Raw genomic sequence first — 22,989 nt, 5'->3', positions numbered from 1 at the left:
GCCGCCCGGTGACGCGACGCCCGGGGGGCGCGCCGAGCCTTGGGGTGGTTCGAGCGCCGTCCGACGCCGTCCCGGCACATCCCTGACAAGCCGGGACGGCGATCACCCCTGACCGGCGAAGCGCCGCGCCATGGATTCACCGGCATTCACACCGGCCATTCTTTTCCCCTTTTCCGGGCGCCGCCATGCCCTTTAACCGTCATCAAGTCTCGGAATGGAAACACGTGCGAAAACCCTCTTGTGGGTAATATTGCACACAATTAAGTTGCATGGCATCACGGCCCCAAAAAGCGGGAGAGAATGATGTCTGGAAAATTCACGGCCGCCGGCGGCCTGCTGTCCGCCGCCGCCTTGGCGATCGCGGTGAGCGCGTGCGGCGGGGGCGGCGCCCCGGCGTCCTCCGGTGGCACGGCGGCGACCGGCGCGGCCGGCAAGGGCGGAACGCTGACGATCCTGTCCAACCAGGACTTCTCCCACCTCGACCCCGCCCGCAACTGGACGATGCCGCACATGGACTTCGGCATCCGCCTGCTCTACCGCACCCTCACGACCTTCAAGGCGGAGCCCGGCGCGGGCGGGACGCGGATCGTCCCCGACCTCGCCACCGACCTCGGCACGCCGAGCCAGGGCGGCAAGGTGTGGACCTTCACCCTCAAGAGCGGGCTGAAGTACGAGGACGGCACGCCGATCGTCGCCGACGACGTCAAGTACAACGTCGAGCGGTCCTTCGCGCCCGAGCTGCCCGGCGGCCCCAACTACGCGCAGCTCTACCTGGCGGACGCCGAGGGTTACAAGGGCCCGCTCAAGGGCGAGCGGCTGAAGTCCATCGAGACCCCCGACGAGAAGACGATCGTCTTCCGGCTGAAGCGGCCGGTCGCCGAGTTCTCCTACACCGTCACCCTCCCCACGTTCGCCCCCGTGCCCAAGACCAAGGAGGCGGGCGAGCAGTACGACAACCGGCCGTTCTCCTCCGGCCCTTACAAGATCCAGAGCTACGACCGGGGCAAGGAGCTGGTGCTGGTCCGCAACGCCAACTGGGACCCGGCCACCGACCCGGTGCGCAAGGCCTACCCGGACAAGATCGTGATGAAGCAGGGCCTGCGGCAGAGCGTGATCGACGACCGGCTCATCGACAGCAGGGGCGAGGACGCCACGGCCGTCACCTACTCGGACGTGACCGCCGCCAGCCTCGCCAAGGTGCTGCCCCGGCCGGAGGTGAAGGCGCGCATGGTCGGCGAGATCTCCGGCTGCACCGACATGATCGGCTTCAACACGGCCAAGGCGCCATTCGACGACCCGCGCATGCGGCAGGCGGTCCATTTCGCGCTGGACAAGCAGGCCCTGCAGACCGCGCAGGGCGGGCCCGACATGGCGGAGATCGCCACCTCCTACCTGCCGCCCGCCCTGTCCGGCGGCCGGGCGCAGGACGTCTACGGCCTGCCGCCCACCGGCGACGTGGAGAAGGCCAAGGCCCTGCTCGGCGGCAGGACGCTGGACGTCGCCATGACCGTCTCCACGGGAGAGAAGTCGCTCGGCGAGGCCGTGCAGTCCTCGCTCAAGCGGGCCGGGATCAACGTCACGCTCAACCCCGTCGACCCGTCGGTCTACTACGACACGATCGGCGACACCGCCAAGAGCCCCGAGATGTTCACCTACGGCTGGTGCCCCGACTACCCCTCGGGCGCGACGTTCCTGCCGATGCTCTTCGACGGCCGCACGATCGTCGAGAAGGGCAACTCCGGCAACGTCTGGCAGTTCAAGGACAAGGCGGTCGAGGCGAGGATCGACGAGATCCAGGCCATGACCGACACCGGCGCCGCCGCCACGGCGTGGGCGGAGCTGGACCGGCGGATCATGCGGTCCTCCCCCGCCGTGCCGACCCTGTGGGACAAGAAGCCGCTGCTCGTCGGCACCGGCGTGACCGGGGCGTTCGGCCACCCCGTCTGGTCGGGGCAGCTCGACTTCTCCGCGCTCGGGGTGAAGCAGGGATGACCTCGGTCACCGCCCCGGCGGCGGCACGGCCACCGGGCCACGCCGCCGCCGGGCGCTCCCCCTCGCGGCTGGTCTGGGACCGGGTGCGCCGTGACCGCACGGCCATGACCGGCTTGGTGATCATCGCGGTGTTCGTGCTGGTCGCGGTCACGGCGCCGCTGCTCACCGCGCTGAACGGCTGGTCGCCCTACGAGTTCGACGCCTCCGCCGTCGACCAGAGGCTCGCCGGGGTGCCCAAGGGCGCCCTCGGCGGCGTCGGCGCCGAGCACTGGCTCGGCGTGGAGCCGGTGAGCGGGCGCGACGTCTTCAGCCGGATCGTGTACGGCGCGCGGATCTCGCTGCTCATCTCCGTGCTCGCCACGGTCGTCTCGGTGCTGATCGGCACGGTGCTCGGCCTGCTCGCCGGATACCTCGGCGGCTGGGCGGACGCGGCCGTCAGCAGGCTCATGGACCTGCTCATGTCCTTCCCCGCCCTGATCTTCATGATCGCCCTGATCTCGGTCATGCCGGAGGGCGACCGGGTGCTGCTGCTGGTCGCCGTCATGGGCGGGTTCGGCTGGCCGTACGTGGGCCGGATCGTCCGCGGCCAGGCCATGGCCGTCAGGCACCGCGAGTACGTGGACGCCGCCCGCGTGGGCGGCGCGATGGGCGCCTCGATCCTGTTCCGCGAGATGCTGCCGAACATCACCGCGCCGATCCTGGTCTACGCGACGCTGGCGATCCCCGCCAACATCGGCACCGAGGCGGCGCTGTCGTTCCTCGGCGTCGGGGTGCGCCCGCCGACGGCCTCCTGGGGGCAGATGATCCAGGAGTCGATGATGTGGTACGAGGTCGACCCGATGTACTTCATCGTCCCCGGCGCCTGCCTGTTCCTGACCGTGCTCGCCTTCACGCTGCTCGGCGACTCGCTGCGGGACGCGATCGACCCGAAGGGCGGCCGGGCATGACCGCCGGCCAGGCCCGCGCGATGGCCGGGATGTCGTACGGAGGACCGCGGTGATCGTCTATCTCGCCCGGCGCCTCCTCGCCGCCGCGGGGATCCTGCTGGTGATCTGCGCCGTCACCTTCCTCATCTTCTACGTGATCCCCGCCGACCCGGCGCTGCAGGCGTGCGGCAAGACGTGCACGCCGGAGCGGGTCGCCGACGTCCGCGCCCAGATGGGGCTGGACCGGCCGATCCACGAGCAGTTCGGCGCGTACGTGGTAGGCGTCTTCGCCGGCCGCACGCTCGGGTCCGGCGTCGAGTGCGGGTTCCCGTGCTTCGGCTTCTCCTACCAGAACTCGCTGCCGGTCTGGGACCTGCTGGTCGACCGGCTCGGCGCCAGCGTCTCGCTCGCGATCGGCGCGGCCCTGCTCTGGCTGGTCACCGGCCTGGCCATCGGGGTGCTGTCGGCGCTGCGGCAGGGTACCCGGCTGGACCGCTCCCTGATGGTCGCCACGCTCACCTCGGCATCGCTGCCGGTGTACTTCGTGGCGATGCTCCTGCTGCTCGTCGCCGTCCGGGTGACCGGGATCCTGCCTTATCCCGCCTACGTCCCGCCCGGGGAGGACCTGGCGGCGTGGGCGAGCAACCTCGTGCTGCCGTGGGTGACGCTCGCCGCCCTGTACGCGGCGCTGTACGCCAGGCTCAGCCGCGCGCAGATGATCGAGACGCTGGCCGAGCCGTACATCCGCACCGCCCGCGCCAAGGGCCTGCCCGAGCGGACCGTCGTCGTCAAGCACGGCATGCGCGCGGCGATGACCCCGATCGTGACGATCTTCGGCATGGACCTGGGCGGGCTGCTCGCCGGGGCCATGATCACCGAGACCGTGTTCGGCCTGCCGGGCATCGGGCGGCTCGCCTACGACGGCATCGTCAAGTCCGACCAGCCGGTGATCCTCGGCACGACGCTGCTGGCGGCGTTCTTCATCGTGTTCGCCAACCTCGTCGTGGACCTCCTCTACGTCCTGATCGACCCCCGGGTGAGGTACTCGTGAACGCCCATGTCCCGCCGGCCGGCGCGTCCCGGCCGCACGCGCACGCCAGGGAGGCCGCGGCCCCGCTGCTGGAGGTGACCGGCCTGTGCGTCTCCTTCGGCGCGGTCCGGGTCGTCGACGGAGTGTCGTTCGGCGTGCGTCAGGGGCGCACGCTGGGCATCGTCGGCGAGTCCGGATCGGGCAAGTCGGTGTCCTCGCTGGCCGTGCTCGGACTGCACCGCACGGCGTCCGTCACCGGCTCCATCGTCTTCGACGGCGAGGAGCTGGTCGGCGCGCCGGCCGAGCGGCTGCGGACGCTGCGGGGCAGCAGGATGTCGATGATCTTCCAGGATCCGCTGTCGTCCCTGCATCCCTGCTACACCGTGGGCGAGCAGATCGCCGAGTCCTACCGGCTGCACCGCCGCGCCTCGCGCAGGGCGGCGCGGGAGCGCGCGGTGGAGATGCTCGCCGAGGTGGGCATTCCCGAGCCGCGCCGCCGCGCCCGCGAGTACCCCCACCGGTTCTCCGGAGGCATGCGCCAGCGCGTCATGATCGCGATGGCGCTGGCGTGCGAGCCGAACCTGCTCATCGCCGACGAGCCGACCACCGCGCTGGACGTGACCGTCCAGGCGCAGATCCTGGAGCTCATCGCCCGCATCCAGGAGGAGCGCGGGCTCGCCGTCATCATGATCACCCACGACCTCGGGGTGGTGGCGCAGGTCGCCGACGACGTCCTGGTGATGTACGGGGGGCGCACCGCCGAGTACGCCGGGGCGCGGGCCCTCTTCAAGACGCCGCGCCACCCCTACACCCAGGGGCTGCTCGCCTCGGTCCCCGGCACCGCCTGGGTGGACGCGGACGGCGGCGAGCGGCTCCCGGCCATCGCGGGCGCGCCGCCGTCCCCGATGACCCCTCCGCCCGGCTGCCGGTTCCACCCGCGCTGCTCGCGGTTCGCCGACGCCCGGCGCCCGGCCGTCTGCGCGACCGAACGTCCCGGCCTGAGCGGCGCCGGGCACAAGGTCGCCTGCCACTTCCCCGAAGGAGCCCAGTGAGAACCACCACCGAACGCGGGGAGCAGGCCGCGGACGACGCTCTCCTCACCGTCCGCGACCTGCGGATGACCTTCCCTGGACGGCGCGGGACGCGCGTCAGGGCCGTGGACGGCGTCGGCTTCGGGCTCGGGCACGGGGAGACGCTCGGCATGGTCGGCGAGTCGGGGTGCGGCAAGTCCACCACCGGGCGCATGATCGTGCGCCTGCTGGAGCCGACCGGCGGGACCGTCACCTTCGCCGGCCGGGACGTCACCCACCTCGGGCCGCGCGAGATGCTGCCGCTGCGCCGCGACCTTCAGATGATCTTCCAGGACCCGTTCGCGTCGCTGAACCCGCGCCAGACCGTCCGGCAGATCGTCTCCGGCCCCCTGCGGCTGCTGGACCGCGCGGGGGTGATCGACATGCTGGAGCTGGTCGGCCTGTCCCCCGAGCACGTGGACCGCTACCCGCACGAGTTCTCCGGCGGGCAGGCGCAGCGCATCGGCATCGCCCGCGCGCTCGCCTCCAAGCCCAGGCTCATCGTCTGCGACGAGCCCGTCTCGGCGCTGGACGTGTCCATCCAGGCCCAGATCGTCAACCTCCTGAAGGACCTCCAGCGGGAGCTCGGCCTCGCCTACCTGTTCATCGCCCACGACCTGGCGGTGGTGCGGCACGTCTGCGCGCGCATCGCGGTCATGTACCTCGGCCGGATCGTGGAGATCGGCGACCGCGGGCCGATCTACCGCGATCCCGCGCATCCCTACACCAAGGCGCTGCTATCGGCGATCCCCGTGCCGGACCCCGACACCGAGGCCACGAGGGAGCGCATCGTGCTGCGCGGCGACCCGCCCAGCCCGGCGGCGCCGCCCCCGGGATGCGCCTTCTCGCCCCGGTGCCACAAGGCGCGGGACCGGTGCCGTGCCGAGGCCCCGGTGCTGACACCGGTCCGGGGCCGGCAGGTCGCCTGTCACTACCCGGAGGTCTGACGGGCTCCGCACCGGGCACAAGGCCGGGGCCGGACTCATGGTCCGGCCCCGGCTTCTCCGATCATCCCCGGTCAGGGCGTCGGTCTTCCCCCACGGTCTCCTCTCAGTACTGGACCTGGACGGCCGCGCCGCCGAAGCCCTGCGTCGCGTACAGGCTGATGTAGTGGTAGCCGGACACCGGGTTGCCGACGACCAGGCTCTCGCCGTTGCCGGCGTTCGCCGAGCGCTGGCTGTAGGCGGACGTGGTGGCCCAGGAGCTGGAGCTGTAGTACAGGTCGGCGTTGCCGGTGCCGCCGGAGGAGGTGATGGTCAGCCGGGACACCCCGGCGGGGACGTACAGGTAGAAGTACTTGTAGTTCCCGGTGGTGGCCGACAGGTTGCCCCGCTGGCAGTTGCGGCCGAGTTCGTCGGTCCTGGCCGCGGCGCACTCCGGCAGGGACGTCCCGCCGGTGCTCACCGTCACCTGCTTGCTGACGGTGCCGGTCTTGCCGCTGTTGTCGGTGACGGTCAGCTTCACCGTGTAGGCGCCGGCCGCGGCGTAGGTGTGCGACGGGTTGGCCGCGGTCGAGGAGGTGGCGTCGCCGAAGTCCCACTGGCGCGCGGCGATCGTGCCGTCGTCGGTGGAGGTGTCGGTGAAGTTCGCCGTCAGGCCGCTGGCGGTGTAGGTGAAGCCGGCCGTCGGCGCCTGGTCGCCGCCGCCGCCCGGGCAGGTGCCCGCCGCGCACGCGGCCAGCCAGGTCCACCACGCGCTGTCGTAGCGGGTGCCGATGCTACCGGTCAGGAACGACCTGGCCGTGCTCCAGCTTCCCGACCGGTAGTAGCCGAGGACGGTGGCGACGTCGGCGGGACGCTGCTCGATCATGTACCGGACGGCCAGGTAGCCCCAGCGGTAGATGCGCGTGGTGTCGTGCGAGTAGGTGGTGCCGAACAGCGTGCTGAGCGCGTACGTCCGGTAGCCGGCCTCGGTCATGGCGGCGTCGTAGCGGACGCCGCGGTAGTGGTAGGAGATGTACTCGGCGAAGCCCTCGATCCACCAGATGGTCGGCGTGCTCACCCCGGCGGTGAAGTCGCCGTACATGTTGAACCGGCCGTCGAGGTAGTGGGTGTACTCGTGGTTGAGGTTCCAGATCTCGAAGGTGGGGCGCACCCATTCGGCCTCGTAGGCGATGAAGCGGGGCTGGTTGCCGGACGCCGACGGGTCGCCTTCCAGGTACATGCCGCCGTTGTTGGTGTCGATGCCGAACATCGCCCCGGCGTAGGTCTGGTAGTCGGTGCTGGAGTCGAAGACGCAGACCTCCAGCGTGGTGTTGTAGTCGTAGGCGACCGGGCGGTTGCCGTCCTTGGCGATGGAGTGGAAGTAGGCGTCCTGGTTGGCCAGGCTGGCACAGGTGCCGCTGAGCTGGGCGGAGGTCATCTGCTGCGCGCGGATCCGCAGCGACGAGCTACAGGTGTAGGTGACCGTGAGGACGTCCACCGCGAGCCGTTGTCGCAGGTCGCACACCCCGTAGTAGCCGCACGACGCCTTGTCCAGGGACGACGCCATCTCCGCCACGCCGACCGACAGGGCCGCGGTCGGCCCGGTGAGGCGGGTGCGGCCGAGCAGGTCCTTGGCCATCGGGCGGACGGCGTCCCGGAGCGCGGGGTACTGGAGGAACCGGGCGAGCTCGCGTCCGGCGTTGGCGGTCAGGAAGCCGCGGTCGGTGCCGAGCAGGCCGAGGTGCTCGACCGCGAAGCCCCGCAGGGTGCCGAGGATGGCCGGGTCGGCCTGGACCGCGGCGGCGAAGCCCGGAGCGGAGTGCCCGCCGAACAGCACGTTGTAGACGTTGTTGACGGCGTTGACCATCCACCAGTGCGCGTCGTAGGAGGCGTCGTAGCCGTCGAGCAGGCGCTGGAGGACACGCAGGTAGCGGGCGTTCTCCCGGGCGGCGTCGATCAGCGTGACCGCCTCGGAGAGTACCTCGCCGGCGGCGTCGCCGACCGTCGTGGAACGCGGGTTGGCGAAGAAGGCGTCGAGCGCGGCGCGGGTCGCGGTCCGCAGCGTGGCACCGTAGGCGCCGACGTCGGAGGGGTGGGCGCGCTGCGCCGCGTAACCGGCCTGCAGGTAGCGCAGGAGCCGGACGGCGCCGGCGCCGTCGTCCCCGGTGTAGGCGGTGGCGTCGCCGCGCAGCGCGGCGGCGACGGCGGCCATCCGGGGCTCGGCGAACGCGCCGCGGGCGTCGGCGCCGCTCAGCGAGAACAGCGAGGTGACGCAGTCGGTGGTGGCGGCCCTGACCCGGTCCGCCAGAGCGGCCGCCGTGCCGCCCGCGAAGTCGGCGGGCGCGCACGCCGCCGCGCCGGCCAGGGCGGGGCCCCTCATCGAGGGCCGCGGGTGTTCGGCGGAGATCGGCGCGCGGTCGTAGTCCTGGCGCAGCGCGTCCCTGGCGGCGGGCAGCGGCGCGCGGTCCTTGGCGGCCTTCGGGGTGCGCCGGACGTGGTCGGCGCCGTCGTTGACGAAGCCCGGCGAGACCGGCGGGGGCTGGGTGGCGGTGCGGGCGGCGGGGGACGGCGGGGGTTCCGCGGCGCCGGCCGGGGTGCCCGCCAGCACCTGGAGCGCGAGCCCCAGGCTCAGGCAGGCGGCGGCCGTCGCGGGCAGGCGACCGCCCGCCCGACGGCGGAAACTCGTGATTCTCACGTACAACCTCCGGGGGGTGTTCGAGGAACAGGCGTGAGGTCGGGCACGCGGACCGGAAGGGATCGCCCCGGGGAACTCGTTCTGGCGGGGCGTCCGGCCTTGACGGCCCCGCGTCGCTCATCCGTGCGGCGACGCGCAGCCCGAGTGTGCGGGCGCCGTTCACCGGATGGTCATAAATGAATGCATAAGTCTGGGCGATGGCCCGAACGCCTACACATCCCCCAAGATCATGAAAAATCACCGACGGCTTACCGGCGCAGCCTCCGGCCCAGGTCCGGACGCGGGACGGGAAGCCATGCGCCGATCAGCTCTCCACGAGGAACGCGGGCGTGAGATCAGGCGTCGGCGCGATGGGGGATCAGGTGTCGACGAAGCGTGGGGGGACCATGACGCGGAGGCCGTTGGGGATGGTGCGGATGGTCATGGGGGTGCGCAGCCGGACCTCGCCGTCGACGTCGGCGGCGATGGGCGGCTCGGTCTCCAGCAGCATCTCGCCGCCGGTCACGAACGGGCCGCCCGCGAGGCTGCGCCACCGGCCGCTGGTCGCCCGCACCATGGTCTCGGCGATCAGCCGCAGCCGCTTGCCCGAGCCGAGCTGGTAGGCGACGAGGCGGCGGTTGTCGATGCTGATGTCCTTGGCGATCTGCCAGCCGCCGTGGTAGCGCCCGTTGGCGATGTTGAGCTGGTGGGTCAGCAGCTCGTGGCGGCGGCCGTCCACGGTGATGAAGGCGCGGAACGGCTTGTGCCCGGGGAGCAGGGCCAGCGCGGTGAGGGGGTAGGCCGCGCGGCCGAGGGCCCGCTTGAGCCAGGGCTTGACCCGGCCCGCGACCTCGACCGACACCCCGAAGCTCGCCAGGTTGGCGAACGGGCGGTCCCCCGCCATGCCGAGGTCGATGTCTGCGACCTTGCCGCGGCTGAACACCTTGACGGCCAGCGCCAGGTCGAGCGGGAGTCCGAGGCTGCGCGCGAAGTTGTTGGTGGTGCCGAGCGGGAGCACGCCGAGGGCGACGTCGCGGTGGGCGACGTGCTTGACGGCCTCGCTGAGGCTCCCGTCGCCGCCGCCGACCACCAGAAGGTCCGGCTGGAGGTCCAGGGCGTCCTTGATGGTCTGGGGGAGCCTGGTCGGGTCCATGACGGCGTAGGACCGCAGCGGCCGGAACCCCTCCGCCTCGAGCAGGCGCAGCGCCTCGAAGTAGCTGTGGCGGCCCTTGCGGGACCGGGTGTTCACGACGAGGACGGCGCGGCGCAGCTCGCGGATCGCCGCCGTGTGCTCCGCCTTGCTCCGCAGCTCGCTCACCGATCTGCCGTCCTTCGAAAGTCGCGGGGGACATGCCGTGCGCTCGCCGCAACGGTCGTGCACAGCGTACGGGACGGGCACGGCCATGCCGTACCCGTCCCGGAGTCCCGCGGTGCCCCGCCGGAGCCTCTGCGGGCTCCGGCGGTGCGTGTCCCGGCCGCCCCGTCACGGGCCGGCCGGGCTCACGATCACTTGGCGGGCGGTGCGGTGAACTGCGCGATCACGCCGAGGTTGCCCGGCAGAGGCGCGATGAGCTGGATCTTGGCGCCGACCGCCTTGCCCTCGTCGCCGGGGTTGCCGGAGCCGAGGGTGAAGCCGTTGACGCTCTCTCCGTACAGGTCGGTCGCCGGCGTGCCGTCGGGGTTGACCACGCGGAGGGAGTACTGCTGGTTGCCCTTGGAGGGGACGACCACGGAGCCGTCGCGGAAGCGGTAGTACAGCCCGTCCTCACGGTTCTCCAGGCCGGGGTACCAGCCCTTGGCGTCGGTGAAGGCCGTCACCGGGTTCTGCGGCTTGAACTGGGTGCAGTACTCGGTGAACGCCGCGCCCTCGATGCACTCCTTGAAGGAGTACGTCTTGATGAAGCCGAAGGCCGCGTTGGAGGCCTGCGGGCGGGACGGGATGTTCTTCAGCACGCTGGTGTCCACCGTGGCCGCCTCGCCGGAGCGGCGCAGCGGGTCGAAGTGGGAGTCCACCAGGAGCAGCTTGCCCTTGGAACCGGGCGACGGGAGCGTCCAGATGTTGGAGGCCGGGTTGTTGAGCGGGATCGCCTCGTCACGCAGCCAGACCAGCAGGCCCGGAGCGTTGTAGGGGACCTTCTCGACCTTCCAGGCGCCCTGGCGGTTCCAGGTGGTGTCGTAGGTGTACTTGAGGCCCTGGTCGAAGCCGTCCAGGTTGCGCCACTCGGCCAGGTAGTACTGGGCGCTCTTCAGCGAGCCGCTGTGCTGCGTCCAGCCCACGCCGGAGGTGTCGGTGAAGGTGCCCTTGACGGCGGTCCAGCCGTTGGCGCCGGACTCGACGTCGTCGCTCCACACCGTGGAGCCGCCGCTGACGACCGAGAAGTCGTCGGCGAACCAGCCGCGCTCCTCGGCGGCGGCGTCGGTGGCGTACCGCAGGCGGAGCTTGACGCTCTTGCCGGCGAACGGCGCCAGGTCGACGTAGTAGTGCTGCCAGCCGCCGGAGTCGCCGGTCAGGCCGTACTTCTTGTTGCCGTAGTCCTTCATGCGCTTGTTCGGGTCGGCGTAGCCGTCGTCGGTGGAGACGAGCTCGCCGCCCGCGCCGTAGACCTTCTGCTCCGACCAGGTGGTCCCGCCGTCGGCCGAGACCTCGACGAAGCCGTAGTCCCAGTCGGCCTCGATCGTGTAGTCGTTCCAGAACCAGAACTTGCTGTCGTTCCCGGCGGGCACGGCGATGTCACGGGTGAGCTTGACGTCGGCCCAGTCCTGGTCGTTGCCCGACCACCACACCTTGGCGCCGCTGTGCGGCGTGGTGAGCGTGACGTCCTTGTCGGGCAGGCTGATGCGGACGCCGTCCTCGGTCAGCTTGGGCGTGCGCGAGGTCTGGCCCACGGTGACGAGCTTGCTGCCGTCACCCGGCTTGAGCACCTTCGGGTTGGCCCAGCCGAGCACCCACTTGTCCCACAGACCCATGTGGGTCGGCATGGACTGGAAGATCGGGCCGGCGTGGGAGCCGGAGGACATGAGGTCCCAGAACTCCACGTCGCTGTCGCCGGCGCCGGTCGCGTCGTAGAGGTCCGGCAGGCCGAGGTCGTGGCCGTACTCGTGGGCGAACACGCCGACGCCCGAGTTCTCCGGCTGCACGATGTAGTTGGAGATCTTGACGTTGGTGCCCGGGATGGTGTAGCCGCCGGGGATCGCGCTGGAGTGGGCCCAGATCGCGAAGGTGCCCTGCGCGCCGCCGCCGCCGGACTTGTCCTCACCGGCGTGGACCAGCACCAGGTGGTCGATGACGCCGTCCGGCTCCTTGAAGTTGCCGTCGCCGTCGGCGTCGGAGGTGTCCTCCTGGTCGTAGTCGGCCCAGTTGAAGCCGGGGTTCGACTTGACCAGCTCGTTCACCGCGTCGATGCCGAGCTGCGCGGCGCCCCGCGGGTTGTCGGGGTGGCCGGAGGTGTCCTGGACGGCCGCGCCGCAGGCGCCGGCGCCGTACCACGCCTCGGAGTGCGGGACCTTGATCCAGCCGAGGGCCTCACCGCTGACGGTGTAGGCGCCCTTGGACATCTCCTCGTACATGTTCTTCATGGTGTAGCCGGCGATGTCGATGCCCGGCTTGCCGTCACGAGGGTCGCGCAGGTCCGTGCGGACGCGCTTGGTGATGCCCTTGCTGGAGTAGAGCATGTCGTTGTAGTGGGCGTTGTTGAAGTCCTTCACCCACATCGCGTTGTTGTCCTTGCCACCCCCCGCGGCCTTGGCGGGGTCGGGGATCTGGTTGTGCAGCGGCCCGCTGATCTTGGTGCCCGGGGGCTCGGTGACACAGTCGTTCGCGTCGTTGATCGTCTTCGGGTGGCTGAACCCGGAGAAGTCGTCGTTGGCGTTCTCGTTGAACTCGACCAGCAGCGTGAGCAGCTTGGCCTTCGTCGTGGTCTTCGCCTTCTTGTACAGCCACTCGTAAGGGTTCTTGCCCGTGCGGACGGCCTCCTGCTCGCGCTTGGCGAGCACGCGCGCCGCGACCGGGTTGCCCTCGGCGAACTTACGGTCGAACTCCTGGGCGTTCGGGGCGCCGCGCAGCCTGGCGTTGGTCTGCACCTTCTCGGTGGACTTCGCCGCGACGTCGCTCTGCACCCGAGGCGAGGCGTAATTGATGTAGTAATCGCTCGGCTTCGGCTGGTACCGCGCGACCGTGGTGTCCCCCGGTGCCGCTGCCGCCGTTACCGAGAGCCCGGCCACCGCCAGCCCCACGACCGGCAGCACAGCGATGAGCCGCCTGATTTTGCGTGACAACAGGGTTTCCTCCTCCGCCCTTACCGGGCTTCACCCGGGTTCGCCGGGCGACGTCCTAGACGCGCCGGGATGGACGCGCCAACGTGGAGACTTGGAGCGCTCCGTCGGAACCCCCAAGAATCGGCAAAGCGGACGTTAGAGGAAAAAGTAAAGGTAGAGTAAAGCCAACCAAGGATGTTGCGAAATCGTCATCATGATCCCGGAAAAGCCCGAATTTTCGGTACTTGCGGAACACCGATGACCTCGCCTGACCGGCGCATACGTCCGGGCGAATCCCCCCGTGCCCGGGTCGGCGGCACGCCGGGACAGCACGTACAGTCGCAGGCGTGAACGCTCTCCCTGCCCTGGTCGACGCCCTTCCGGACGGACGGGTCCTGACGGATCCCGACGTGACCGATTCCTACGCGCGCGACCAGACGTTCCTCCGGCCGGGGACGCCGCTGTGCGTCGTGGCGGCGCAGACCCGTGACGACGTCGTGACCACCCTGCGCTGGGCCACCGAGCACCGCGTGCCCGTCGTCCCGCGGGGAGCGGGCACCGGCCTGGCGGGCGGCGCGACGGCCGTGGACGGCTGCGTGACGCTCTCGCTCGCCCGCATGACCGCCATCCGCGAGCTGTCCCCCGCCGACGAGATCGCCGTCGCCGAGCCGGGCGTGATCACCGCCGACCTGGACCGCGCCGCGCGCGAGCACGGCCTGATGTACGCGCCGGACCCCTCGTCGCATGAGATCTCCACCATCGGCGGCAACCTCGCCACCAACGCGGGCGGGCTGCGCTGCGTGAAGTACGGCGTCACGCGCGACTCCACGCTGGGCCTCGAGGTCGTGCTGGCCGACGGCAGGGTGCTGAACACCGGCCGCCGCACGATCAAGGGCGTGACGGGCTACGACCTCACCGGCCTGTTCGTCGGCTCGGAGGGCACGCTCGGCGTCATCACCGCGGCCACGCTGCGCCTGCGCCGCGCTCCCGCCCTGCCGCCGGTCACGATCGCCGCCGAGTTCCCCTCGCTGCGCGCCGCCGGGGACGCCGTCGCGGCCATCGTCGCCGCCGGGTGCCGCCCGTCGCTGCTGGAGCTGATGGACCGGGGCACGCTCAAGGCCATCGACGACTGGAAGAACATCGGCCTCGAGGACGGCGTGCAGGCGATGCTGATCGCGCAGGCCGAGGGCGACGCGCCCGGCGACGCGAGCGCGATGGCGCGCCTGTGCGAGGAGAACGGCGCGGGCTTCGTCGCGGTGTCCTCCACGCCCGAGGAGACCGAGGAGCTGATCGGCATCCGCCGCCTGGCCTACACCGCCAAGGAGCGGCTCGGCGCGTGCCTGGTCGAGGACGTCTGCGTGCCCCGCTCGGCGCTGCCCGACATGATCAGTGAGATCGAGCGGAGCGCCGCCCGGCACGACGTGCTGATCTGCACAGTCGCCCACGCCGGCGACGGCAACCTGCACCCGGTGTTCATCTTCGACCGGGGGCTGCCCGAGCCGCCGGAGAACGTCTGGGCCGCGGCCGACGAGGTCTTCCGTGCCGCCCTGGACCTCGGCGGCACCCTCACGGGCGAGCACGGCGTCGGGCTGCTGAAGCGGCGCTGGCTCGGCCTGGAGAGCGGGCCGGTCACCGACGAGGTGCAGCGGGGCATCAAGCAGGTCTTCGACCCTCTGAACATCCTGAATCCCGGCAAGGCCATCTGACCGCGACCCCGCGCTCTCAGTCGTCCCGCTGGTAGCGTTCTATCCCACAAGGCGTGAAAAGGGCGATATCGGGGGTCGAGGTGGTACAGGCGCTCAGGGACGACGATCCGCGCCGCCTCGGCGTCCACGACCTCACCGGACGCCTCGGCGAGGGCGGGCAGGGCGTGGTCTACCTGGGCCGGACCCCGGACGGGCGGCACGTCGCGATCAAGCTGCTGCACGCGCGGCTCTCCGGCGACCCCGAGGCCCGCGGCCGGTTCCTGCGCGAGGTGTCGGTCGCGCAGCGGGTCGCCCGGTTCTGCACGGCCTCGGTGCTGCACGCCGACCTGGCCGGCGACCGGCCGTACATCGTCAGCGAGTACGTGCCCGGCCCCTCGCTGCGCGAGCTCGTCGAGCGCGAGGGCCCGCGCCAGGGCGCCGCCCTGGACCGGCTCGCGATCAGCACCGCGACCGCGCTCGCCGCGATCCACCGCGCGGGCGTCCTGCACCGCGACCTCAAGCCCGCCAACGTGCTCATGGGCCCCGAGGGGCCGGTCGTCATCGACTTCGGCATCGCCAAGGCGCTGGACTCCCCCGGCGCGACCGTCACCCACGACACCCTCGGCACCCCGTCCTACCTGGCCCCCGAGCAGCTCAGGGGCGGGGCCGTCACCCCGGCGGTGGACCTGTTCGCCTGGGGCGTCACGATGGTCTTCGCCGCCACCGGACGGGCGGCCTTCGGATCGGACTCGATCCCCGCGGTGATCAACCGCATCCTCAACGAGCCGCCGTACCTGGGCGCGCTGGAGCCGCCGCTGCGCGACATCGTGGCCGCGTGCCTGTCCAAGGACCCGGCCGCGCGCCCCACGGCCGACGACGTGGTCACCCACCTGATGGGCCGTCCCCACGCCCCGCCCCCGGCTCCTGAGGACACGCGGGGGGCGTCGCGCGCCCGGCGCGCGGTCCTGCTGCCGGTCGCGGCGGGCGTCGCCGCCGCCGTGCTGGGCGGCGGCACGGTCGTGCTGGCCCAGTCGCTCGGCTCCTCGTCCTCCTCGGCCGCCCCGCCGGTGACGCAGAGCCCGTCCGGGCAGGTCGAGGGCACCTGGTCGGCCGTGCCCTCCCCGGACGAGCCCTCGCGCCCGGCCAGGACGCCCGGCCGGCGGGCCACGACCCCGGCGGCGCGGCCCGCGCGCACGCCCACGCCGGTCCCGACCCCGGCGGCGCGCCCGTCGCGCACCCCGAAGCCGACCCCGACCGCCACACCCTCCCCCACCCGCACGCCCGCGCCGTCCCCCACGCCCACCGTCAAGCCGACGCCCACGGTGAAGCCGACCGCCAAGCCCACCCCGAAGCCCACCCCGAAGCCCACCGCCACGCCCAAGCCGAACCCGTACACCGCGGCCCAGGTGTGCGGGTCGGGGTACAAGGTCATCGACTCGCACTCCTACGGCGCGGCGACCACCTACCTGCTCTACAACGCGACCGCGGCGAAGAACTGCGTGGTCACCCTGTCCAAGTACGTGGTGGCGCAGAAGGTGAAGATGAGCGCGACCCTCCAGGTGAAGGGCGGCACGGCCGTGACCGACGCCGGGAGCTTCACCGCCTACGCCGGCCCGGTGCGCCAGGCCGCCAAGAAGGTGTGCGTGATCTGGGGCGGCGGGTACGGCGGGGCGTCCTGGAAGAGCGGCTGGTCCCACTGCGGCTAGCGGGGCGGGCCGTGCCGGGCCGTGTGCGCGCCGCCGCGGTGTACTACGGTCTGGGCCACGGGCACCGGCATCCCGGGGAGTGACGCGTGATCGACAGCAGGCTGGACACCGCGAGCGCCGAGTTCCGGGCGCGGCGCGCGGCCATGCTGGCCCGGCTGCGCGACCTGGACGCCGAGCACGCCAAGGCGGTGGCGGGCGGCGGCCCGAAGTACGCCGAGCGCCACCACCGGCGCGGCAAGCTGCTGGCCCGCGAGCGGGTGGAACTGCTCCTCGACCCGGACGCGCCGTTCCTCGAACTGTCCCCGCTGGCCGGGTGGGGCGCCGGGGTCCCGGTCGGCGCGAGCGTGGTGACCGGCATCGGGGTGGTCGAGGGCGTGCCGTGCGTGATCGTCGCCAACGACCCGACCGTGCGGGGCGGCGCCTCCAACCCCTGGACGCTGCGCAAGACCCTGCGGGCCGCCGACATCGCGCTGGAGAACCGGCTGCCGCTGATCAACCTGGTCGAGTCCGGCGGCGCCGACCTGCCGTCCCAGAAGGAGATCTTCATCCCCGGCGGGCGGGTGTTCCGCGACCTGACCCGGCTGTCGGCCGCCGGCGTGCCCACCGTCGCGATCGTCTTCGGCAACTCCACGGCGGGCGGCGCGTACGTCCCGGGCATGAGCGACCACGTGATCATGGTCAAGGAGCGCGCCAAGGTGTTCCTCGGCGGCCCGCCGCTGGTCAGGATGGCCACCGGCGAGGAGGCCGACGACGAGTCGCTCGGCGGCGCCGACATGCACGCCCGGGTCTCCGGCCTCGCCGACCACCTGGCGCTGGACGAGCACGACGCGCTGCGGCTCGGCCGCCGCGTCGTGCGTCGCCTCGGCCGGCGCCCGCCCGCTCCCCCGCCCGGCGGCGCGCGGCTCCCCGTGTACGACGAGGAGGAGCTGCTCGGCGTCGTCCCGGAGGACCTGCGCGTCCCGTTCGACCCGCGCGAGGTCATCGCCCGCGTGGTCGACGCCAGCGAGTTCGACGAGTTCAAGCCGCTGTACGGCGAGAGCCTCGTCACCGGCTGGGCCGAGCTGCACGGGCACCCGATCGGCGTCCTCGCCAACGCCCGGGGTGTGCTGTTCAGCGACGAGGCGCGCAAGGCGGCGCAGTTCATCCAGCTCGCCTGCCAGGCGCGCACGCCTCTGCTGTTCCTGCAGAACACCACCGGCTACATGGTCGGCACGGAGTACGAGCGGGGCGGCATCGTCAAGCACGGCGCGATGATGATCAACGCGGTGTCCAACTCGACCGTGCCGCACCTCACCGTCGTGATGGGCGCCTCCTACGGCGCGGGCAACTACGGCATGTGCGGGCGGGCCTACGACCCGCGGTTCCTGTTCACCTGGCCGAGCGCCAAGTCGGCGGTCATGGGCCCGGCGCAGCTCGCCGGGGTGCTGTCGATCGTGGGCCGGGCCGCCGCCGAGGCCCGCGGCCAGGTCTACGACGAGGAGGCCGACGCGGCGATGCGGCGGACGGTCGAGGAGACGATCGAGGCCGAGTCGCTGCCCTTCTTCCTGTCCGGGCGGCTGTACGACGACGGCGTGATCGACCCGCGCGACACCCGCACCGTGCTCGGCCTGTGCCTGTCCGTCATCGCCGGGTCCCCCGCGCCGGCCGGGCACGGCTTCGGCGTCTTCCGGATGTGAGCCCGTGATCGGACGCCTGCTGGTCGCCAACCGCGCCGAGATCGCCCGACGGGTGTTCCGCACCTGCCGCGACCTCGGCATCGAGACCGTCGCGGTGTTCTCCGACGCCGACGCCTCCGCCCCGCACGCCGCCGAGGCCGACCACGCCGTCCGCCTGCCCGGGACCAGGCCCGCGGACACCTATCTCGACGCCGCCGCGATCGTGGCCGCCGCGCTGGGCACGGGCGCGGACGCCGTCCATCCCGGCTACGGGTTCCTGTCGGAGAACGCGGCGTTCGCCCGCGCCGTCCTGGACGCCGGGCTCGTCTGGGTCGGCCCGCCGCCGGAGGCCATCGCCGCGATGGGCGCCAAGATCGGGGCCAAGGCGCTGATGGCCGCGGCCGGGGTGCCGGTGCTCCCCTCGGCCGCGCCCGGGTCCGCCGCGGACCTGCCGTTCCCGGTGCTGCTCAAGGCGTCGGCGGGCGGCGGCGGGCGCGGCATGCGCGTCGTCCGCGACCCGTCGGGGCTGGCGGAGGCCGCCGAGGCCGCCGGGCGCGAGGCGCTGGCGGCGTTCGGCGACGGCACGCTGTTCGCCGAGCCCCTGCTGGAGGGCGCCCGGCACGTCGAGGTGCAGATCGTCGCCGACGCGCACGGCACGGTGTGGGCGCTCGGCGAGCGGGACTGCTCGATCCAGCGCCGCCACCAGAAGGTCGTCGAGGAGGCCCCCGCGCCGGGGCTCGCGCCACGGGTGCGCGAGGAACTGCTCGCCGCCGCCGTCAAGGCCGCCGAGGCCATCGGATACGTGGGGGCCGGGACCGTGGAGTTCCTGGTCAAGGGCGACACGGTCGCCTTCCTGGAGATGAACACGCGGCTGCAGGTCGAGCACCCGGTGACCGAGTGCGTGTACGGCGTGGACCTGGTGCGCCTGCAACTGGAGGTCGCCGAGGGCGCCCGCCTGCCCGCCGCGCCGCCCGGGCCGTCCGGCCACGCCATCGAGGCCCGCCTGTACGCCGAGGACCCGGCGGACGGCTGGCGTCCCCAGGCCGGGACGCTGGGCCTGTTCGAGATCCCCGGCGTGGACGCGCGGTTCGGGCCGCCACCGGGCGGGGCCGCGTCCGGGCTGCGGCTGGACTCCGGGGTGGAGACCGGCTCGCGGGTGGACGTCCACTACGACCCCATGCTCGCCAAGGTGATCGCCTGGGCGCCCACCCGGGCGGCGGCGGCGCGGCGGCTGGCCGCCGCGCTGGCCCGCGCCCGCGTCCACGGTCCCGTCACCAACCGGGACCTGCTCGTCCGCGTGCTGCGGCACGAGACGTTCCTCGCCGGCGACGCCCACACCGGGTTCCTGGAGACCTTCGACCCGGCCGATGGCTGCGAGGGGCCGCCGCGGCACGTGGCGCTGTCCGCGCTGGCCGCCGCGCTGGCGCTCGCCGCCGGGCGCCGCGCCGCCGCGCCGGTGATGGGCGGGCTGCCGAGCGGCTGGCGCAACGTGCCGTCCGAGCCGCAGCGCACCGCGTTCGAAGGCCCGGCGGGGCGCGTCGAGGTCGCCTACCGCCTGACCCGGGCGGGCCTGAGCGCGGAGGGGTTCGACGGCGTGACGCTGGTCTCGGCCACGCCCGCGCGGGTCGTCCTCGAGGTCGCCGGGGTGCGCCGGCGCTTCGAGGTGGCCGCCTACGACGACGCCGTGCACGTGGACTCCCCGCTCGGCGCGGCGCGGCTCACGCCGCTGCCGCGCCTGCCCGAGCCGGCGGCGCGCCTGGCGCCGGGCTCCCTGCTCGCCCCCATGCCCGGCACGGTCCTGCGCGTCGCGGTGACGCCCGGGGCCCGGGTCGCGGCGGGGCAGACGATCCTCACCTTGGAGGCGATGAAGATGGAACACGAGGTCCGCGCCCCCGCCGCGGGAGTGCTGTCCGCCCTGAACGCCGCGCCGGGACTTCAGGTCGCGGCGGGGACCGTCCTCGCCGTCATCGAGACCGCCGAGGAGACGCCGTGACCGCGCTGGTGCGCCTGGAGACCGGCGGCGGGGTCGCCACCGTGACGCTGGACTCCCCCGCCAACAGGAACGCCCTGTCGACCCGGCTGCTGGCCGAGCTGCGGCGGGCGCTGACCGACGCCATCGGCGACGAGGCCGTCCGCGTGGTCGTGCTGACCGGCGCGGGGCCGGTGTTCTGCTCGGGAGCCGATCTGAAGGAGCAGGCGCCCGCGGGAGGACCGGGCGACGCGCCGGTCACCGGGGCGCTGCCCGACGTCATGAGCCTGATCTGGGAGAGCCCCAAGCCGGTCATCTGCCGGCTGAACGGCACCGCCCGCGCCGGGGGCCTCGGGCTGGTGGCCGCGTGCGACTTCGCCCTCGCGCCGGACTCGGCGACGTTCGCGTTCAGCGAGGTGCGGCTCGGCGTGGTGCCCGCCATGATCTCGGTGACCGTGCTGCGGCGGGTGGAGCCGCGCGCCGCCGCCGAGTACTTCATGACCGGCGAGGTCTTCGACGCCGCGCGCGCCGCCGAGATCGGCCTGCTCACCCGGGCCGTCCCCGCCGAGGAGCTGGACGCGGCCGTCGCCCGCTACGCGGGCATGCTGATGCGCGGCGGCCCGGAGGCGCTGGCGATCACCAAGCGGCTGGTCCGCGAGGTTCCCGGCATCCCGGTCGAGGAGGGCATGCGGCGCATGGCGGAGCTGTCGGCCCAGCGGTTCACCTCGGCCGAGGGGCAGGAGGGGCTGCGCGCGTTCATGGAGAAGCGCCCCGCCGCGTGGGTCCCCTCCCCGTGACGGCCGCGGCGCCGCTGCGCGTCGCCAACTGCGGCGGTTTCTACGGCGACCGGCTGTCGGCGGCCCGCGAGATGGTCGAGGGCGGGCCGATCGACGTGCTCACCGGGGACTGGCTGGCGGAGCTGACCATGCTCATCCTGGCCGGCAACCGGCGCAAGGGCCGTCCGGGGTACGCGGGCACCTTCCTCACCCAGATGGAGCAGGTGCTCGGCACCTGCCTGGACCGGGGCGTCAAGGTCGTCTCCAACGCGGGCGGCCTGGACCCGGCCGGATGCGCGGCGGCGGTGACCGAGCTGGCGGACCGGCTCGGCCTGTCCGCGCGGGTGGCGCACGTCACCGGCGACGACCTGTCCGGGCGCGACCTCGCCGCCCTCGGCGTGCCGCCGCGCACCGGCGACCGGCCGGAGGACAAGCCGCTCACCGCCAACGCCTACCTCGGCGGCCGGCCCATCGCCGCCGCCCTGGAGCACGGCGCGGACGTCGTGGTCACCGGCAGGGTGACCGACGCGGCGCTGGTCACGGGGCCGGGCATGTGGCGGTACGGGTGGGGGCCGCGCGACCTGGACGCGCTGGCCGGGTCGGTCGTGGCCGGGCACGTCATCGAGTGCGGCTGCCAGGCCACCGGCGGCAACTACGCCTTCTTCACCGAGGTGCCCGGCCTGCCGCGCTGCGGGTTCCCCATCGCCGAGCTGCGCGCCGACGGGTCCAGCGTGATCACCAAGCATCCGGGCACGGGCGGGCGGGTCTCGGTGGGCACGGTGACCGCGCAGCTCCTGTACGAGATCGGCGCGCCGCGCTATCTCGGCCCCGACGTCGTCGCGCGCTTCGACACGATCCGGCTGGCGCAGGAGGGCGAGGACCGCGTGCGGATCAGCGGCGTGCGGGGCGAACCGCCGCCGGACACGCTGAAGGTGGCGCTCAACCACCTGGGCGGCCACCGAAACACGATGACGCTCGTGCTCACCGGCCTGGACATCGCGGCCAAGGCGCGGCTGGCGGAGGAGGCGGTGTTCGCGCGGGTGCCCCGCGAGACGTTCGGCCAGGTTCACGTGGAGCTGACGCCGCTCGGCGCGCCGGAGGGCCCGGAGGCGGTGGCGCTGCTGCGGATCACGGTGATGGACGCCGACCCGAGGAAGGCGGGGCGGACGTTCTCCTCGGCCGTGGTGGAGACCGCGCTGGCCGGCTATCCGGGGTTCTACGCGCTCACCCCGCCGGGCGAGGCGTCCCCGTACGGGGTGTACCGGCCGTGCTTCGTGCCCGCCGGGCAGGTGCGTGCCGAGGTGTGGTTCGGGGACCGGCGCGTGTGGCGCGACCCGGGCCCGCCCGCGTTCCCCGGGACCGCCGGGGACGCCGGGCCGCAGGCCGGGCCCGCCGTTCCCGTCGCGCCCGCCGGGCCGGTCAGGGAGGCGCCGCTCGGCACGGTCGCGGGGGCGAGGTCCGGGGACAAGGGCGGGGACGCCAACCTCGGGGTCTGGGTGCGCACCGACGCCGCGTACGCCTGGCTGGACGGTTTCCTCACCACCGACCGGCTCCGGGCGCTCCTGCCGTCGGTGGCCGGGCTGACGGTCGAGCGGCACCGCCTGCCGAACCTGCGGGCGCTGAACTTCGTCGTGCGCGGGCTGCTCGGCGCCGGCGTCGCGGCGAGCCCGCGCCTGGACGCCCAGGCGAAGGCGCTCGGCGAGGAACTGCGGGCACGGGTGGTCCCTATTCCTATATCCGTTGGACAGGCGCACCCCGGTCTAGGAGGCTCCATTCATGAGCCGAACCGACATTCCTCCCACCTGGGATGAACGCGCCACACTCACCACCATGCTGGACTACGTGCGAGCCACGGTCCACGCCAAGTGCGAGGGCCTGTCCGAGGAGGACGCCCGCCGCGCCCCGCTGGCGACCTCGCCGCTGACGACGATCAGCGGGCTGGTCAGCCACCTGCGGTGGGTCGAGTTCGCCTGGATCGAGTGGCGGCTCCTCGGCGAGGAGGACCGCGCGCCCTGGACCGACGACGACCCGGACCGCGAGATGCGCATCGCCGTGGAGATCCCCCTGGAGAAGCTGCTCGCGGAGTACGAGGAGCAGTGCGCGCGCTACCGCGAGCTGGTCGCGTCCCTGGACCTCGACACCGTCGCCAAGCGGCCCGTCAGGGACGGCACGCACGTGACGCTGCGCTGGATCCTGCACCACCTGATCGAGGAGACCGCCCGGCACAACGGGCACATCGACATCCTGCGCGAGATGGCGGACGGCGTCACCGGCGACTGATCGCGCACCTCTCGATGACCTACAATTGCGCGCAATTGTGACCATTACG

At 72.7% G+C, this 22,989-nt stretch carries 15 protein-coding genes; 12 read left to right on the top strand and 3 right to left on the bottom strand.

The annotated features are described in order from the left end of the window. Positions 1–303 precede the first annotated feature (303 nt). From BJ981_RS31760 to BJ981_RS31740, 5 genes are read left to right on the top strand one after another with little or no spacing between them, the layout of a single operon-like run. Positions 304–1,992 carry an ABC transporter substrate-binding protein gene (locus BJ981_RS31760; protein ID WP_184617065.1) on the top strand — a complete coding sequence of 563 codons (1,689 nt, stop codon included), beginning with the start codon at positions 304–306 and terminating at the stop codon, positions 1,990–1,992. Then, on the top strand, positions 1,989–2,939 hold the full coding sequence (locus tag BJ981_RS31755) for an ABC transporter permease (protein ID WP_184617064.1): 951 nt from the start codon (positions 1,989–1,991) through the stop codon (positions 2,937–2,939). The genes BJ981_RS31760 and BJ981_RS31755 overlap by 4 nt, the downstream gene beginning before the upstream one ends. A gap of 49 nt (positions 2,940–2,988) precedes the next feature. Next, on the top strand, positions 2,989–3,969 hold the full coding sequence (locus BJ981_RS31750) for an ABC transporter permease (protein ID WP_184617063.1): 981 nt from the start codon (positions 2,989–2,991) through the stop codon (positions 3,967–3,969). Then, positions 3,966–5,000, top strand: coding sequence for an ABC transporter ATP-binding protein (locus BJ981_RS31745; protein WP_184617062.1), 1,035 nt, complete (start codon positions 3,966–3,968; stop codon positions 4,998–5,000). Before BJ981_RS31750 ends, BJ981_RS31745 begins: the two co-directional genes overlap by 4 nt. After that, positions 4,997–5,965, top strand: coding sequence for an ABC transporter ATP-binding protein (locus BJ981_RS31740; protein ID WP_372436906.1), 969 nt, complete (start codon positions 4,997–4,999; stop codon positions 5,963–5,965). The genes BJ981_RS31745 and BJ981_RS31740 overlap by 4 nt, the downstream gene beginning before the upstream one ends. 103 nt (positions 5,966–6,068) lie before the next feature. Here the strand turns inward: BJ981_RS31740 and BJ981_RS31735 are convergent, their stop codons facing one another. From BJ981_RS31735 to BJ981_RS31725, 3 genes are all read right to left on the bottom strand, one after another. Then, a complete protein-coding gene (locus BJ981_RS31735) occupies positions 6,069–8,636 on the bottom strand; it encodes a collagenase (protein ID WP_311745884.1) in 2,568 nt (855 codons plus the stop codon). A 358-nt stretch (positions 8,637–8,994) separates the two neighbouring features. Beyond that, the gene (locus BJ981_RS31730; RefSeq protein WP_239139242.1) at positions 8,995–9,933 is read right to left on the bottom strand and encodes a diacylglycerol/lipid kinase family protein; all 939 of its coding nucleotides are present in this window, start codon (positions 9,931–9,933) and stop codon (positions 8,995–8,997) included. Positions 9,934–10,121: 188 nt separating this feature from the next. Continuing rightward, on the bottom strand, positions 10,122–12,890 hold the full coding sequence (locus BJ981_RS31725; RefSeq protein WP_184617060.1) for an immune inhibitor A domain-containing protein: 2,769 nt from the start codon (positions 12,888–12,890) through the stop codon (positions 10,122–10,124). Positions 12,891–13,216: 326 nt separating this feature from the next. On the opposite strand from BJ981_RS31725, the gene BJ981_RS31720 reads away from it, so the two are divergent. The 7 genes from BJ981_RS31720 to BJ981_RS31690 all read left to right on the top strand — a co-directional run bounded on the left by BJ981_RS31720 (position 13,217) and on the right by BJ981_RS31690 (position 22,940). Then, positions 13,217–14,575 carry an FAD-binding oxidoreductase gene (locus BJ981_RS31720; RefSeq protein WP_184617059.1) on the top strand — a complete coding sequence of 453 codons (1,359 nt, stop codon included), beginning with the start codon at positions 13,217–13,219 and terminating at the stop codon, positions 14,573–14,575. A 53-nt stretch (positions 14,576–14,628) separates the two neighbouring features. Further along, complete coding sequence (locus tag BJ981_RS31715) at positions 14,629–16,260, top strand: serine/threonine-protein kinase (protein WP_239139243.1); 1,632 nt, start codon at positions 14,629–14,631, stop codon at positions 16,258–16,260. Between the two features lie 143 nt (positions 16,261–16,403). Next, positions 16,404–17,936, top strand: a complete 1,533-nt coding sequence (locus BJ981_RS31710) for an acyl-CoA carboxylase subunit beta (RefSeq protein WP_184617709.1) — start codon at positions 16,404–16,406, stop codon at positions 17,934–17,936. 4 nt (positions 17,937–17,940) lie between these two features. Then, positions 17,941–19,908: an acetyl/propionyl/methylcrotonyl-CoA carboxylase subunit alpha gene (locus BJ981_RS31705; RefSeq protein ID WP_184617058.1), complete on the top strand. Its 1,968-nt coding sequence runs from the start codon at positions 17,941–17,943 to the stop codon at positions 19,906–19,908. Further along, a complete protein-coding gene (locus tag BJ981_RS31700; protein ID WP_184617057.1) occupies positions 19,905–20,681 on the top strand; it encodes an enoyl-CoA hydratase-related protein in 777 nt (258 codons plus the stop codon). Before BJ981_RS31705 ends, BJ981_RS31700 begins: the two co-directional genes overlap by 4 nt. Beyond that, entirely contained in the window at positions 20,663–22,471 is a 1,809-nt protein-coding gene (locus BJ981_RS31695) for an acyclic terpene utilization AtuA family protein (protein ID WP_275422299.1), read from the top strand. Before BJ981_RS31700 ends, BJ981_RS31695 begins: the two co-directional genes overlap by 19 nt. After that, complete coding sequence (locus tag BJ981_RS31690; RefSeq protein WP_184617056.1) at positions 22,437–22,940, top strand: DinB family protein; 504 nt, start codon at positions 22,437–22,439, stop codon at positions 22,938–22,940. Before BJ981_RS31695 ends, BJ981_RS31690 begins: the two co-directional genes overlap by 35 nt. Positions 22,941–22,989: the final 49 nt, after the last annotated feature.

Origin of the sequence: Sphaerisporangium krabiense (genome assembly GCF_014200435.1) — a bacterium.
GTDB lineage: Bacteria > Actinomycetota > Actinomycetes > Streptosporangiales > Streptosporangiaceae > Sphaerisporangium > Sphaerisporangium krabiense.
Note: the sequence above shows the minus strand (reverse complement) of the source record. Positions and strands in the feature narration are given on the sequence as shown.

Excerpts from the sequence above, each read along its gene's own strand:
- BJ981_RS31690 (WP_184617056.1), top strand. The coding sequence starts at position 22,437 with ATGAGCCGAACCGACATTCCTCCCACCTGGGATGAACGCGCCACACTC.
- BJ981_RS31710 (WP_184617709.1), top strand. The coding sequence starts at position 16,404 with ATGCTGGCCCGGCTGCGCGACCTGGACGCCGAGCACGCCAAGGCGGTG.
- BJ981_RS31760 (WP_184617065.1), top strand. The coding sequence starts at position 304 with ATGTCTGGAAAATTCACGGCCGCCGGCGGCCTGCTGTCCGCCGCCGCC.
- BJ981_RS31755 (WP_184617064.1), top strand. The coding sequence starts at position 1,989 with ATGACCTCGGTCACCGCCCCGGCGGCGGCACGGCCACCGGGCCACGCC.